This is a genomic window from Chelatococcus sp. KU-N122, from assembly GCF_055391085.1.
Genome location: NZ_AP043981.1, coordinates 5254628 through 5268785, shown reverse-complemented (window position 1 = coordinate 5268785; position 14158 = coordinate 5254628). Strand labels below are relative to the sequence as shown.

Annotated in this window: 11 protein-coding genes, 1 tRNA gene and 1 pseudogene; 5 read left to right on the top strand and 8 right to left on the bottom strand. The window is 68.3% G+C overall.

Annotated elements, in window-relative coordinates; translation table 11 throughout:
- The first annotated feature begins 34 nt into the window (after positions 1-34).
- Positions 35-2197, top strand: a complete 2163-nt coding sequence (scpA, locus tag ACZ5PO_RS23805) for a methylmalonyl-CoA mutase (RefSeq protein WP_464184350.1) — start codon at positions 35-37, stop codon at positions 2195-2197.
- A 6-nt stretch (positions 2198-2203) separates the two neighbouring features.
- On the opposite strand, the gene ACZ5PO_RS23800 is transcribed toward scpA, so the two are convergent.
- Together ACZ5PO_RS23800 and ACZ5PO_RS23795 are read right to left on the bottom strand one after the other, a co-directional pair.
- Positions 2204-2632, bottom strand: a complete 429-nt coding sequence (locus ACZ5PO_RS23800) for an anthrone oxygenase family protein (protein ID WP_464197004.1) — start codon at positions 2630-2632, stop codon at positions 2204-2206.
- Positions 2633-2715: 83 nt separating this feature from the next.
- The gene (locus ACZ5PO_RS23795; RefSeq protein ID WP_464184349.1) at positions 2716-2889 is read right to left on the bottom strand and encodes a hypothetical protein; all 174 of its coding nucleotides are present in this window, start codon (positions 2887-2889) and stop codon (positions 2716-2718) included.
- Positions 2890-2973: 84 nt separating this feature from the next.
- Between ACZ5PO_RS23795 and ACZ5PO_RS23790 the strand changes: the two genes are divergently transcribed.
- On the top strand, positions 2974-4350 hold the full coding sequence (locus ACZ5PO_RS23790) for a cytochrome P450 (RefSeq protein WP_464184348.1): 1377 nt from the start codon (positions 2974-2976) through the stop codon (positions 4348-4350).
- Positions 4351-4384: 34 nt separating this feature from the next.
- Here ACZ5PO_RS23790 and ACZ5PO_RS23785 read toward each other — a convergent pair whose 3' ends face one another.
- Complete coding sequence (locus ACZ5PO_RS23785) at positions 4385-5401, bottom strand: alpha/beta hydrolase (protein WP_464184346.1); 1017 nt, start codon at positions 5399-5401, stop codon at positions 4385-4387.
- A gap of 211 nt (positions 5402-5612) precedes the next feature.
- Here ACZ5PO_RS23785 and meaB point away from each other — a divergent pair, with 211 nt between their 5' ends.
- Together meaB and ACZ5PO_RS23775 are read left to right on the top strand one after the other, a co-directional pair.
- Positions 5613-6623, top strand: a complete 1011-nt coding sequence (gene meaB / locus ACZ5PO_RS23780) for a methylmalonyl Co-A mutase-associated GTPase MeaB (protein WP_464184345.1) — start codon at positions 5613-5615, stop codon at positions 6621-6623.
- Positions 6624-6636: 13 nt separating this feature from the next.
- Complete coding sequence (locus ACZ5PO_RS23775; protein WP_464184344.1) at positions 6637-7335, top strand: pyroglutamyl-peptidase I; 699 nt, start codon at positions 6637-6639, stop codon at positions 7333-7335.
- On the opposite strand, the gene ACZ5PO_RS23770 is transcribed toward ACZ5PO_RS23775, so the two are convergent.
- Complete coding sequence (locus ACZ5PO_RS23770) at positions 7295-8065, bottom strand: SDR family NAD(P)-dependent oxidoreductase (RefSeq protein WP_464184343.1); 771 nt, start codon at positions 8063-8065, stop codon at positions 7295-7297. The genes ACZ5PO_RS23775 and ACZ5PO_RS23770 overlap by 41 nt on opposite strands.
- Positions 8066-8184: 119 nt before the next feature.
- On the opposite strand from ACZ5PO_RS23770, the gene ACZ5PO_RS23765 reads away from it, so the two are divergent.
- Positions 8185-8973, top strand: coding sequence for an FkbM family methyltransferase (locus ACZ5PO_RS23765; protein ID WP_464184342.1), 789 nt, complete (start codon positions 8185-8187; stop codon positions 8971-8973).
- Here the strand turns inward: ACZ5PO_RS23765 and ACZ5PO_RS23760 are convergent.
- The 4 genes and pseudogenes from ACZ5PO_RS23760 to ACZ5PO_RS23745 form a co-directional block, all read right to left on the bottom strand.
- The gene (locus ACZ5PO_RS23760; protein WP_464184341.1) at positions 8957-10291 is read right to left on the bottom strand and encodes an adenylate/guanylate cyclase domain-containing protein; all 1335 of its coding nucleotides are present in this window, start codon (positions 10289-10291) and stop codon (positions 8957-8959) included. The genes ACZ5PO_RS23765 and ACZ5PO_RS23760 overlap by 17 nt on opposite strands.
- 1006 nt (positions 10292-11297) lie before the next feature.
- Positions 11298-11705 (bottom strand): annotated as a pseudogene (locus ACZ5PO_RS23755) (Ros/MucR family transcriptional regulator); the annotation flags it as partial.
- Between the two features lie 1053 nt (positions 11706-12758).
- Positions 12759-12836, bottom strand: a tRNA-Pro gene (locus ACZ5PO_RS23750).
- A gap of 231 nt (positions 12837-13067) precedes the next feature.
- Entirely contained in the window at positions 13068-13844 is a 777-nt protein-coding gene (locus ACZ5PO_RS23745) for a MerR family transcriptional regulator (RefSeq protein WP_464184340.1), read from the bottom strand.
- Positions 13845-14158: the final 314 nt, after the last annotated feature.

Below are 14158 nucleotides of genomic sequence, written 5' to 3'. Positions count from 1 at the left end.
TAAATTGAATGAATACAAGAGTGGTGGCCGGCCGATGACCCGCATCCCTGACTTCTCCGCGCTGGCCTACGAGGCGCCGCATCTGCCCGCGCCGGCGGCCTCGGGCGAGGCCTGGACGACGCCGGAGGGCATCGACGTCAAGTCGGTGTACACCGCCGCCGACCGCGACGGCCTCGCCTTCGTCGACACCTGGCCCGGCCTGCCGCCCTACGTGCGCGGCCCCTACCCCACCATGTACGTCAACCAGCCGTGGACCGTGCGCCAATACGCCGGCTTCTCAACGGCGGAGGACTCAAACGCCTTCTACCGGCGCAACCTGGCGGCCGGCCAGAAGGGCCTGTCGGTCGCCTTCGACCTCGCCACCCACCGCGGCTACGACAGCGATCATCCGCGCGTCTCCGGCGACGTCGGCATGGCCGGGGTGGCGATCGATTCCATCTACGACATGCGCACCCTGTTCAGCGGCATCCCGCTCGACCAGATGAGCGTGTCGATGACCATGAACGGCGCCGTGCTGCCGGTGCTGGCGCTCTATGTCGCCGCCGCCGAGGAGCAGGGCGTGCCGCCCGAGAAGCTGGCCGGCACGATCCAGAACGACATCCTCAAAGAGTTCATGGTGCGGAACACCTATATCTATCCGCCCACGCCCTCGATGCGGATCATCGGCGACATCTTCGCCTTCACCTCCGGCCACATGCCGAAGTACAACTCGATCTCGATCTCCGGCTATCACATGCAGGAGGCCGGGGCGACGCAGGACCTCGAGCTCGCCTACACGCTGGCCGACGGCGTCGAGTACATCCGCGCGGGCCTCGCCGCCGGACTGACCATCGACCAGTTCGCCCCGCGCCTGTCGTTCTTCTGGGCGATCGGCATGAACTTCTTCATGGAAGTCGCCAAGATGCGGGCCGCTCGCCTGCTGTGGGCGCGCCTAGTGAAGGACTTCAACCCCAAGAGCGACAAGTCCCTGCCGCTGCGCACGCACTCGCAGACCTCGGGCTGGTCGCTGACCGCGCAGGACGTGTTCAACAACGTCGCCCGCACCTGCCTGGAGGCCATGGCGGCGACCCAGGGCCATACGCAATCGCTGCACACCAACGCCCTCGACGAGGCGCTGGCGCTGCCGACCGACTTCTCCGCCCGCATCGCCCGCAACACCCAGCTGTTCCTGCAGCAGGAGAGCGGCACCACCCGCATCATCGATCCGTGGGGCGGCTCCTACTACGTCGAGCGGCTCACCGCCGAGCTCGCCAAGAAGGCCTGGGCCCACATCGAGGAAGTCGAAAAGCTCGGCGGCATGGCCAAGGCCATCGAGGCCGGCATCCCCAAGCTGCGCATCGAGGAGGCCGCAGCCAAGACCCAGGCGCGCATCGATTCCGGCGCCCAGTCGGTGATCGGCGTCAACAAGTTCAAGCCGAACGGCGAGACCCCCATCGACGTGCTCAAGGTCGACAATTCGGCCGTGCGCACGCGCCAGATCGAGAAGCTCCAGCGCCTGCGCGCCGAGCGCGATCCCAAGGCCGTGGAGCAGTCGCTGGCGGCGCTGACGAAGTCGGCCGAGACCGGCGAGGGCAATCTGCTCGGCCTCGCCATCGATGCCGCTCGCCACAAGGCGACGGTGGGCGAGATCTCGGCCGCGCTGGAGCAGGTCTGGGGTCGACACCAGGCGGAGATCCGTTCGATCTCCGGCGTCTACAAGAGGGAGGCAGGCGGCATGAGCGACACGGTGAAGCGCGTCCTTGCGCTGGTCGACACCTTCGCCGAGGAGGACGGCCGCCGCCCGCGCATCCTGGTCGCCAAGATGGGCCAGGACGGCCACGACCGCGGCCAGAAGGTGATCGCCTCGGCCTTCGCCGACCTCGGCTTCGACGTCGACATCGGGCCGCTGTTCGCCACCCCTGCGGAGGCCGCCCGCCAGGCCATCGAGAACGACGTGCACATCGTCGGCGTGTCCTCGCTCGCCGCCGGCCACCTGACGTTGGTGCCAGAGCTCAAGGCGGCGCTCGCCGAACAGGGCGGCCCCGACATCATGATCGTCGTCGGCGGCGTGATCCCTCCGCAGGATTTCGATGCGCTCTACAAGGCTGGCGCCGCAGCGATCTTCCCGCCCGGCACAGTCATCGCCGATGCAGCCGAGAAGCTGATCCAGGACCTGCGCCGGCGCCTGGGTTATGCGCCGAAGCAGGCGGCCGAATAGGACCCCTCAGGCGGCCACGGCCCACAGCAGAATGGCGGTCGCAGCGAGCCCGAGCGCGCTGCGCCCTGCGTGGAGCCGCCCCCATGTCTCGATCAACGACCGGCTCTCCGCTCCGGCGTGCGATGGATCCGTCGCCTTCAGGCGCCGGTTCGTCGGCATGATGGCGAGCAGCGTGTAGGGCCAGTTGGCGAGCAGGACGAGCCCGCCGATGAGAAGGGCCAGGCGTCCGGTCTGCCACCACGCCAGCGCGCCGAGCACGAAGCCCAGGATCGCCAGGCTCGCCTGCATGACGGCGGCGGTCCTGTAGGAGCGCTGCCATTGGGCGAGCGCCGCGGAATCGTCCAAGATCAGCCGGGCGGGCTGTTCGGCCACGTTGACGTAAAGGGCGGCGCCCGCAAACAGCGCCGCCCCGACGAGCGCCAGATGCCCCGCGATCATTTTCACCACCCTCCCCCACCCCGGCCGCCGCAAATGCGCACGGCTCTCAGATAGGGCGGTCAGCGCGCTCGGGCATCGAGTCAGGCCAGCACGGTGCTCTTGCCGATGCCATCCAGCTTGGCCAGGTCGAGTTCGACGAACGGCTGCGTCGACGCTTCGATCGGCAGGATCGCGCCGGCCCGCGCTCCGCCGCATGCCCCTGGCAATTTTTGGTAGCAATCGTGCGGTCGATTGCCCTTGAGGCCGTTCCGCACGACACTTGGGCGCCGGGACCGCATCGACGCCAGCTTGCAACGAGCATCGATCGCGCCAGATACGTAGCCGTCGACGGAACTCCGATGAACGCGCCGCCGCCTCACTCGACGATCAAGGCCGTCTTCCCGGCCGAGCGACGCAGCAACCTCACCACCCTGCGCTACGTCCTGCGCAACCCGCTGGAGGGTTGGCCGCAGGAGGTCTACCGAGCGCCCATGGTACGGACGCGCACGATGGGCCACCCGACCCTCTTCGTGATGGATCCGGACCTGATCCGGGAAGTGATGGTCGAGAAGGCCGACGCCTTCCACAAGGACCCTGCCACCAAGCGCGCCCTCGGGCCGGCGCTGGGCCGGGGCATCCTGACGGCCGACGGCGCGCATTGGCGCTGGCAGCGCCGGCTGGCCTCGCCCGTCTTCCGCCACGAGAACGTGCTGACGTTCCTGCCGGCCATCATCGCCGCCGCCGGGCGCACGCGCGACGAATGGGCCACGGCGGATGGACGCCAGATCGACGTCCTGCACGCGATGATGCGCACCACCTTCGACATCATCATCCAGACCATGCTGGCAGGCGCGCCGGATATGGACGTCGACCGTGTCGCCGAGAGCATCACGGCCTATCTGCGGACCAGCGGCTGGGCGGTCGCCATGGCGTTGCTGAGGGCTCCCAGATGGATGCCCTATCCCGGACGCGGCCGGGCACGCCGGTCCGGCGGCTATCTGCGTGATGCGCTAGGGCGCGCCATCGCGGCACGGCGCGCGAGCGGCACCCTGGGCAACGACCTGACCGGCCTGCTCCTCGCCGCCTCCGATCCGGAGACCGGGCAGCAGATGGAAGACCGCGATATCATCGACAACCTCCTCACCTTCATCGCCGCCGGCCACGAGACCACGTCGCTCGCCCTCAGCTGGAGCTTCTACCTGCTGAGCCAGCATCCGGAGATCGAGGCCAAGGTGCTGGCCGAGATCTCCGCAGTGGCGCCGGACGGCGTGAGCCCGGAGCATATCGAGCATCTCGTCTATACCCGGCAGGTGGTGCAGGAGGCGATGCGCCTCTATCCGCCCGCTTCGGTGCTCGTCCGCCTGGCGGTCGCGGACCTGACCATCGGTGCGGAGGTGGTGCCGGCCGGCACGACGGTGATCGTGCCGGTTTTCGCCATTCATCATCACCAGGCGCTGTGGGCCGAGCCCGATCGCTTCGATCCGGACCGGTTCAGCCCGGAAGCGGTGAAAGCGCGCCATCGCTACGCCTACATCCCCTTCGGGGCCGGGCCGCGCATCTGCATCGGCATGGGTTTCGCCCTGCTGGAAGCGACCGCGATCCTGGCGACGCTGATCGCGCGCTATCGCCTGAGCGCGGTGCGCGACGCCCCGCCTCGGCCGCTGCTGCGCGTCACCCTACGGCCGGAGGGAGGCATGCCGATGCGGATCGAGCGCCGCGCCCTTCGAGCGAGCTGAACCGGGCTGATCGCCGGCATGCGCCGGCGACGCATCAGGCCTGGGCGCCGCGCTCGACCGCGCGCTTGAGCGCGGCGCGCACGTCGCTGTTGGATATGAACACGTCGTGGCCGATCAGGCCCCAGCCGTAGCCTGACGCGTCGACGACGCGCACGCCGAGCGGCTCCAGCCGGTCCCGCTCGGCCGAGCCAACCCGCGAGACGCCGCCCGCCAGCCGCTTTGAGACGGCGAGCGCCCGATCGTCGGTGGAGGTGAAGACCGTGAGATGCCGCGCCAGCGGGCCGATCCGCGGCAGGCTCGTCGCGAACAGGTCGATGTCGATATCGGGCGCCGCGAAGACGATGGCGCCGATACGGGCGGCCACGTCGGCCGTGCCATTGCTCGCCCAGAACAGGCGCAGCGTCTCGAGCGTCAGCAGCGTCCCCATGCTGTGCGCGATGATGTGCACCTTGCCGCCGGACGGGCTCTTGGTCAGCGCCTCCAGCATGTCCTGCAGGGCGTCGCGCGACCATAGCGCGCTCTCGCGGTCGTAGCCGTAGTCGAGCAGTTCGGCTTTCGACGGCCAGCTGAAGGCCACGGGCGTGCCGCGAAAGCCGATACCTTCGGCAATTTCGGCAACGCCGATGACCGAGGTCTCGAACGACGTGTTGTAGCCGTGCACGTAGACCAGCACGTCGGTGTTCGCCGTCTGCTCGGTCAGCGCCGCGATCGGATCGTTCTCGCCCAACGCCTCGACGCGATCGATGCGCCAGCGGCCGGTGACGCTCGCCGCCACCCGGCCGATCAGCGAGCTGCCGAGCGGCTCGAACACGACGCGCACGGCGCGGGTCGCGCCCGACCGGGACGCGCCGAACCACGGCGACTCCGCCGCCCCGTCGATCGGCTTGCGGGTGGTGACGGCAACGACCGACGGCTCGCGTCCCTTGGACGACGCCGGTGGGGTCAGGCTCGCGAGCGAGCCGGTCGTCTCGGTCGAGTTGCAGCCGGCGAGGGCAAAGGTGGCGCCGGTCGCCAGAAATGCACGACGTGAAAGAATGGTCCTGTCTCGCATGGTCGGCTTCGCCCCCTACCTAAGAGCGGCACCGGTGAATGCGCCCCTAACGGCGAGGGAAGAAGGCGAGGTTATGACGCAACTGCGACGGCCCGCGTTGCATCCGTCGCCGATTCATGGCGAAGACACGGGCATGGCAGAATCCGAAATCGTTTTGGCGCAAGGAGTACGAAGCCGTGGCCCCGAACCGACAAGCGATGCTGGGCAAGTGATGGGCGGCGTAGCTTCGGCCGGCCCGCGGCCGCTCGACGTGGAGGGCCTGGCCCGCCGCCTGGTGGCCGGCGAACGGGGCGCCTTGGCGCGCGCCATCACCCTGGTCGAATCGCGGCGAGCCGATCATCGGGCCGCTGCGCTCACGCTGCTGCAGCACATCATGCCGCAGACCGGCGGCTCGATCCGCGTCGGCGTGACCGGTGTGCCGGGGGTCGGCAAATCGACGCTGATCGACATGCTCGGCTCCAACCTGACGGCGGCGGGACACAAGGTCGCGGTGCTCGCCGTCGACCCCTCGTCCGCCCGCACCGGCGGCTCGATCCTCGGCGACAAGACGCGCATGCAGCGGCTGGCCGTCGCGCCCAACGCCTTCATCCGCCCCTCCCCCAGCTCCGGCACGCTCGGCGGCGTCGCCGCGAAGACTCGCGAGACGACGCTGCTCTGCGAGGCGGCAGGCTTCGACGTGGTCATCGTCGAGACCGTCGGCGTGGGCCAGTCGGAAACGACCGTCGCCGAGCTCACCGACTTCTTCCTGGTCCTGATGCTTCCGGGCGCCGGTGACGAGCTGCAGGGCATCAAGAAGGGCATCATCGAGCTGGCCGACATGATCGCGGTCAACAAGGCGGAGGGCGAGGGCCTGAGGCGCGCCCAGGCGGCGGCGGCCGAATACCTGGCCGCCCTCCACATCCTGGCGCCCGCCTCGAAGGTGTGGTCGCCGCCCGTCATCACCGTGTCGGGGCTCGCCAACGAGGGCCTGGACGTCCTCTGGAGCCGCATCCTCGACCATCGCCGCCGCCTGGAGGCGGCGGGCGAGCTCACCGCCAAACGCCGAGCGCAGGAGGTTCGTTGGATGTGGACACTGGTCGACGAGCGCCTGCAAGCCCGCCTGCGCAACGATCCGGCCGTGCGCGAACGTGTGCCACAGATCGAGGCCGACGTCGCCGCCGGCAAGATGGCCGCGACGGTGGCCGCCGCGGCGATCACCGAGCTGGCGGGCCTCGGCGATTGAAGCGCGGCGCCCCGTGCCCCGCTCGAAGCCGCGCCCGCTCCGGATCACCGTCACCGGCTTTGGCCCGTTCCCCGGCATGCCGGCCAATCCGACGGCCCGCCTGGCGCCGGCGCTGGCCCGATCGCGCCGTCTGGCGCGCAACGGCCTCGATGTCACCGCGGTCGTCCTCGATACCAGCTACGCCCGCCTAGGGACACGGATCGGCGCCTTGCTCGCCGCACCGGCCCCCGATGTCCTGCTGATGCTGGGCGTTGCCGGCCGGGCGAGAGCGCTGCAGGTCGAGGGGCGCGGCGTCGGCCATGCCAGCGCCACGAGCGCCGACGCCAGCGGACGCACGCCGCGCTGGCGGGCGAGCGGACCGCTGATCCGCCGCAGCCGCGCGCCGCTCATCCCCGCCGCCGTCGCACTCGGCCGCCGGCGTCTGCCCGCGCGCGGGTCGATCGACGCCGGCCGCTATCTCTGCAACGCCTCCTACTACGAGGCGCTCGCACGGGCTGCCGACACGCTGGTTCTGTTCGTGCACGTGCCCAAGCCGCAGCCGCCTGCCGGCACCCGGCGCAAGGGCAGCGGGCCGCCGCGGCCGCCGCTACAGCGCATGGAGCAGGGGCTCACCGACCTCGTGCTGCTGCTCGCGCGCACGGCGAGGCGCGCGCAAGCGGAGAAGCGCGGTGCTACAGCGTCGAGACGCGATGGCCGCCGTCGACGGAAATGACCTCGCCAGTCATCCAGCTCGACGCGTCGGTGGACAGCAGCAGGAGCGCGCCATCGAGTTCCTCGGGCCGCCCGAGGCGGCGCATGGGAATGCGTTTCACCATGGCCTCGCCGGTTTCCGAGTGGAAGAAGTCGCTGTTGAGATCGGTCTCGATATAGCCGGGCGCCAGGGCGTTGACCCGAATGCCGTAGCGCGCCCATTCCAGGGCGAGCGCCTTGGTCATCTGCACGACCGCCGCCTTCGACGCCGCATAGGGCACGAGCGCGCCGGCGACGCGCTCCGCCAGGATCGATGCGATGTTGACGATGACGCCGGACCGCCCCGCCTTCTGCCAGCGGCGGCCGAGGTCGGCGCAGACCAGCCAGACGCCGCGCAGATTGGTGGCGATGACGTCGTCGAAATCGGCAGCGGTCAGCTGCAGCGCCGGGAAGGGCCGCGAGATGCCCGCATTGTTGACGACGACGTCGACCGGCCCGAGCGCCGTCTCGGCGGCCGTCACGGCGGCGGCAACGGAGGCTTCGTCGGCCACGTCGAGATTGACGGCCACGGCGTTGGCGGCGCCGAGCGCCCGCAAGTCGTCCACGAGGCTCGCCAGCCGATCGGCCCGGCGGGCGCCGACGGAGACGGCGGCGCCGTGCGACGCATAGAGGCGGGCGAAGTGCGCCCCCAGGCCTCCCGACGCCCCGGTGACGAAAACGTGCTTGCCCTTGATCAGTGCTCCGAGATCCATAATTCCTCCCAGCTGCCTTTGGCGCGATCGGGATCGACTTCGATGAGTTGGCACACCATGCCGTCCACACCGACAACCCACCACGGCGGCCGCCGGGCTGCCGTAGCCGGCATCGAACCGTGAGCGGACCCTTTGCCATGCCGGGCGGCGAGGTCAAGTCCGGGCGGACGCTGCGTCTGGCCGGCCATGTGATCGCGGTCGACGACGATCAGCCGACGTTCTGGGACAAAGTGGAGCAGGAGCGCTGGGAGCCCGGCACCATCGCCGTCCTTGCGGGCCGCGTCGGGCTGGGCACGACCTTCGTCGATCTCGGCGCCTGGGTCGGCCCGACCACCCTGCTCGCGGCCGCGGCCGGCGCCCGGTGCATTGCCGTCGAAGCCGATCCGCGCGCCCTGGAGCAGCTTCACCGCAATCTGGCAGCCAATCCCGAGCTGTCCAGCCGTGTGACGGTGATCGCGCGGGCGGTGGACCGTGCACCCGGCGTCGTCCGCCTGGGCGCCCGCCGCAAGCCCGGCGACTCGATGTCGAGCGTGCTGTTGAAGGATGCGGCCACGACATGGGACTGCGAGACGATCACGCCGGCCGATCTCGCCGCCCTGATCGGAACGGCGCCGGCGCTCTTCATCAAGATCGACATCGAGGGCGGTGAATTTGCCCTGGCGCCGGCGCTGGCGCCTTTGCTGACGGGGCGGCAGGTCAGCGTTCTGCTGTCGTTCCACCCGTCGATCCTGCGAGATGGCGTAGCTACCGACGCGGCCCTTGCCCAGATGACCAGCGCGCTCGCGCCCTTCGCCGGCTGGACCGCCCAGCCCGTCGGCAACGCGCTGGGCGCGCCGGATACGCCGCACCCGGACGCCATCATCGACGGTCGGCAGAGCGATGAATGGCTGTTTACCAAGGCGTCCTGACGCGCAGCGGCTCGTCGTTGCCTGGCGCCGGAATGTAGAGCAGATCGATCGGGGCCGCGACGCCCTCCACGCTCTCTCCGGCGCGGCTCAGAAACCGATCGCTCGCGAAGCCCTGGACTCGGGCGCGCTCGAACGTGGCCCTGTCGACGATCGCCCGTGAGCCGATGCTCTTATTGTGCTTCTCCAGCTTGGCGGCGAGGTTGGCGGCTTCGCCGATCACCGTGAACTCCAACCGGTCGCGATCGCCGACGGTGCCGAAGAGCACCCGCCCCGCCACCACCGACAGGCCGATGTCGAGCGCCGGACGCCCCTGCTCGACGAGCTCCTGCTTGAAGCGCTCCGCGGCATCGACCAATGCCGCGAGCGCCCGCAGCGCGTCCGCCGACTCCGTCTCGCTGACGCGGGTGCAGCCGAAGGTCGCCAGGATGCCGTCGCCCAGGTACTTGTCGATCGAACCGCCGTGGCCGGCGATGACCAGGCCCATGGCGCGCTGGTAGTCGACGACCAGCTTCAGCACGTCATTGGGATCGAGCTCCTGCACCAGCCGTGAGAAACCGCGGATGTCGGTCACCAACACGGCGCAATCGCGCGCCTCCCCTCGCCCGGGCTCGAGCAGATCCGAGTTCGTGATGCGGTCGGCGACCTCCGGATCGAAGAAGCGGGACAGATCCTCGGTCGCCGACGTTTCCACCGCCGCCGTCACCAATTGCTGGCGCCCGCGCAGAATTGCGATCGTCAATACGCCCGTCACCAGAAGGATCGCGACGATCTTCTCCAATTCCGCGCCGACGAGCAGACGGTTCGAGGTCAGATAGACGACGAAGTCATGCGTCACCTCCACGTTGGGAGCGGACAGCGCATTGCACACCACGATAATCCAGCCGACGGACGCCACCAGGCCCGCGATGATCACGGACCATGGCTCGAACCTGAGGGCTCGCACGGCGATGAACAGAAACACGAAGAGGAATGTCGGCGACTTCAGTGAAAACGACGCCGGTTGACCATACTGCCAGTTGAAGCTCCAGATCAGGCCGTAGAGCACGGCGAAATCGGCAATAGTGACGATGAGAACGGCCACGCCATTCATCTTGCGCGCATAGGCGAGCATCAAGCGGATGATCGCAATGGTCAGGCCCAGCGCCACGGCGACGGGAACCGGCCGCATCTCCGTCATGGAGGCGAACATCTTGGGCGAAACCAAATAGAGCCCGCCCAGAAACAGCGTACTGGCGAAGACGAGCCAGCCGGCCATGATCTCGGCCGCGGCCATTTCATGGTCGACGATCGCCTGCGCCCGCGGCGGCAGTCGCCCCAATCCACGGCCGACGTTCCGGCGGATCCATCCCGGCCGCTCAACGTTTGCTTCAGGGCGATCGGACCGGGCGCCGTCCGCCGCCCCGCCCGACGCCAACAGCGCCATCGGGCCGGCCAACAGCCCGCACCTCTCGGTCTGAGATGAGTTGCCAACAGGCTGCGCTGACCTGGTGGACTGAAGCATGCGTAGAGCCCTGCCTTCGTTGAGGCATCCGTCCCCGCTCGGATGCGTCAGCAACCGCGTGCCCCAGAACCGTGTCAATTCTGGGAGCTGCGCCTGACATGGCGTCGGACTTGCGGATTTTGGATATGCGCAATCAGAAAAATCGTAGGATCGTTGGATTCTGTTTGCTCGCGGCACCATGTCGCGGACACGCCAACGTGGTCCGCCCGGCCGCGTCGGCGAAGCGCCGCCTCGACGGGCGCAGACTATCCAACGTCCTCGCCCAAGTCCTCGCTTGGAGCGCTTCTAACCGATCTGCTGAAATCATTCGATCGGAAAGGAATATCTAGGGCCGGAGCATCTGCATCCGTTCGGAGAGCACATCCGGTCAGGCAATGGCCCTGCTCGACCCGGCCGCCCATCCAACGATGGACAGCAACAGCAGCATCCCGCGCACAATGGCAGGATGAAGACATAAGCTTATCCGTAAGAGAAGCCTCGCGCCGGTCTATCCGCGCTCACCAGGCCGAGCCTGTTGGCGAGCGCCTCCGGTTCACGCCGTCGACGCCGCCATGCAGCTGAACGACGGCGCTGCCCGCATACAACGCAGAACGCCGACGAGAACTGCCCCACCGCTGCGGATGGGGCATGTCCTCACCACCGGCGCTGCCTCCGTGCGCGCTCAGACGTCCGCTTGAGCCCGCTTGCGCGGCCCCGGAGCCGTCCGCTTGGCAACCGCCCCGCTGCTCTTCGCGGCGGCCTTGGCGGGAGCTGACTTGGTGCTGCTGGCTCTCGTCTTGGCCGGCTTTTCCGGAACCACCGGAGCTACGGCTTCAGGCTCAGCCCGCTCGCGACGTTGCTGGCCGAGCCCCATGGTCTTCGCCAGGTGCGAGCGCGCCGCCGCATAGTTCGGCGCCACCATAGGATAGTCCGGCGGCAGCGCCCACTTTGCGCGGTACTCCTCCGGCGTCATCCCGTAGGCGGTCCGCAGATGGCGCTTGAGCGACTTGAACTTCTTGCCGTCTTCCAGGCACACGATGTAATCGGGCGTGATCGACTTCTTGATCAGGACAGCAGGCCGCTGTTGCGGCGGGGGCTCCTCCGCGACCCCTGACGACAGCTTGGTCAGCGACGCATGCACAGAGTTGATGATCGAGGCCAGCCCCGTAGCGTCCATCTGATTGTTCGCCACGTAGGCCGCGACGATGTCGGCGGTCAGCTCGATGAGCTGTTGATCGGTTTCCTGGGCCATGATTCCCCTTCCATGTTAAGCAACATCATAGTCTCGATAGCAGGAAGAACAAACCTTTATCTTCCCACTCGTCGGCTTTCCGTACGGCATGCTGCCAAACGCACGCCGCTGTCAAGTTCTCTTCGCACACCCAAGTTCGCGATAAGATGCTTTGAAGACGTCTTGCGGCGTCAAAAAGCAATACCGTGCCCCGAGCTAATGACTCAACCGTGCCCGCACACGGCTCGCCGCGCTTCAACCGGCTTTCACGAACTTGGGCGCCACGGTCGTTAATCGCGCGCTCGATACAGGACATATGGCGAGGTGGCAAGAGAAAGGCAATTGTAAAGCTATCCGACGCGGCCTCCTGCCCTTCGCCGATAATATTCAGGCGAGCCCTGCCGCTGCACCGAACTCCATAACTCGCACCGAAGGAACGAAGCGTCGCAATCGCTCTGTCCTCGTCGCGAGCGCACGTCCCGGTGTGGTTGCGTAAACGTGAGGCCAGCCCTGCAAGAAAGTCCCGCCGAAACAATCTGAAACAATTCGATAGATGCGGTCACAAATCCCATGAGCCATCCCGACATCGCGCGCTCGATCGACCGTGGATCACGGAAGAGAGATCTCACCTAAGTCTCGACAGTTGAGCGCGGCCTGCTTGCCGAGAACTGCATGTCGTCCTTCACGGCGAGTCTTCTCGCGGCCAAGCAAGACGAGGGCAACTCGGACGCCCGGCACGGCGCGACGTCGCCCAAGTCGTCCTGTGTTCAGCGGGACGATCGTCGACGATCAATTCTACAAGCAACAGTAGACGACACGTGAGACGGGCGACCTAGGATTGCCGCCAATCCGCACCGTCGAGCGCCGCACGCGCTGCCGAGATCACATTCCCGGAGGGAACCGCGCTGGCATCGAGTAGTCGGCGCAGCGCCGATCGGACGAGCCGTCTGATCGGGCGCCGCTCCGGATGCATGCGGAGACGCTACGGGCCGCGAGCCCAAGGGACTGCGGGCCGCAGCGAGGCGCCCGCTCCCGTATCGCTCTTTGGGAAAAGTCTTGCGCCGAAGACTTGAATGGTCGGGCAGGCGGGATTCGAACCCACGACCCCTAGTCCCCCAGACTAGTGCGCTAACCGGGCTGCGCTACTGCCCGCCACGGACCGTCCCGCAACGCGGAACATCCTGACAGCTTGGGCCGAACGCCAACGCAATCGCTGGAAAGCGGACGCTGACGCCCAGCGGTGACTGCCGCCTGACGGTTCGGGCCTTATAGAGGCTGGGCGCGCGCTCCGCAACGGCCCATTTCACATCCGTCGGATCCATCCGACGCGAGATCAAAGGTCGGACCAAGCCTGTCGAAACACCGCGCGGGCCGGCACATGCTCTAATCGGCGGCTTCGGCGCCACCGGTGCGCGCCGCCGCCAGAAGACGTCGGCATTCGATCAGCTCGGCAAGCGCCTCCTCCAGGCGTCGGCGGCCCTCCAGCGACAACCGCTGCACGGGTCTCGCCGGTGATTCGGCCTGCGCCGGCACGCGCTCGCCTCGCGACGGAGCAGGCGGACCGGCGCCGGCGGCGCGTCCGGCTTCGGCGGACCAGAGCGATTCGAGGCCTGGCTCGGCTGGAGCGGCCGGGCGCTGCGGGGGCTCAACGGGCGGGTGCCGAGTCTGAGGATGTAGCTCCGTCTCGGCTTGGCCCATCCCTCCACGCTCGCTCGTGCGCTGATCCTCGCTGCCTGACATGAAATAGGGCTCTCGCCGCGGCGTGGTGGCCGCCAGTGCGACCGACAGGCGCTCCGCGGTGGGGGGGGTGGCGGGGACATCGCCCACGTGATCCGGTTCCAGGTCGTCCTCGAACGCCTGCGCGCTGGCCCCCGCCGGCGGCGACCAGCCCTCCCGCCACGCCGCCTGCACGAAGCGCACGCCCTCTTCCTTGAGGATGCGTTGGACACCTCGGATCGTATAGCCCTCGCCATAGAGGAGGTGGCGAATGCCGCGAATCAGGTCGACGTCGTCCGGCCGGTAGAAACGGCGGCCGCCGCCGCGCTTCAGCGGCTTGATCTGCGCAAACCGGGTCTCCCAGAAGCGCAGGACGTGCTGGGGAACATTGAGCTCGTCGGCCACCTCGCTGATGGTGCGAAAGGCGTCCGCGCTCTTCTCCACCGACGCTTTATCCGTCACGACCCTGGTCCGGTTGCCGTTGCTCGCTCCCCTCGCCGACCGTGCGTCGGCCCGAGGGTTGGAGTGCTTCTCTCCGATCGGGCGATTCCACCCGACCGGGAAGCGCTCCAGCGCGGAGCATGGTCGCATCCGCGGAGGGAGTCCATCCGAACAACGGCGCAGCCGTCCGACAGGACAGGTCGCAGCAGCGACAACCGGCTGCGCACAAGCCCGCCGTCTCGCAGGGAACGTACCCGTCTCCGGCGCACGGATGGCCGCAGAGCAGACCCCAGCCGCCCCTCGACGCCAGGGAAGGC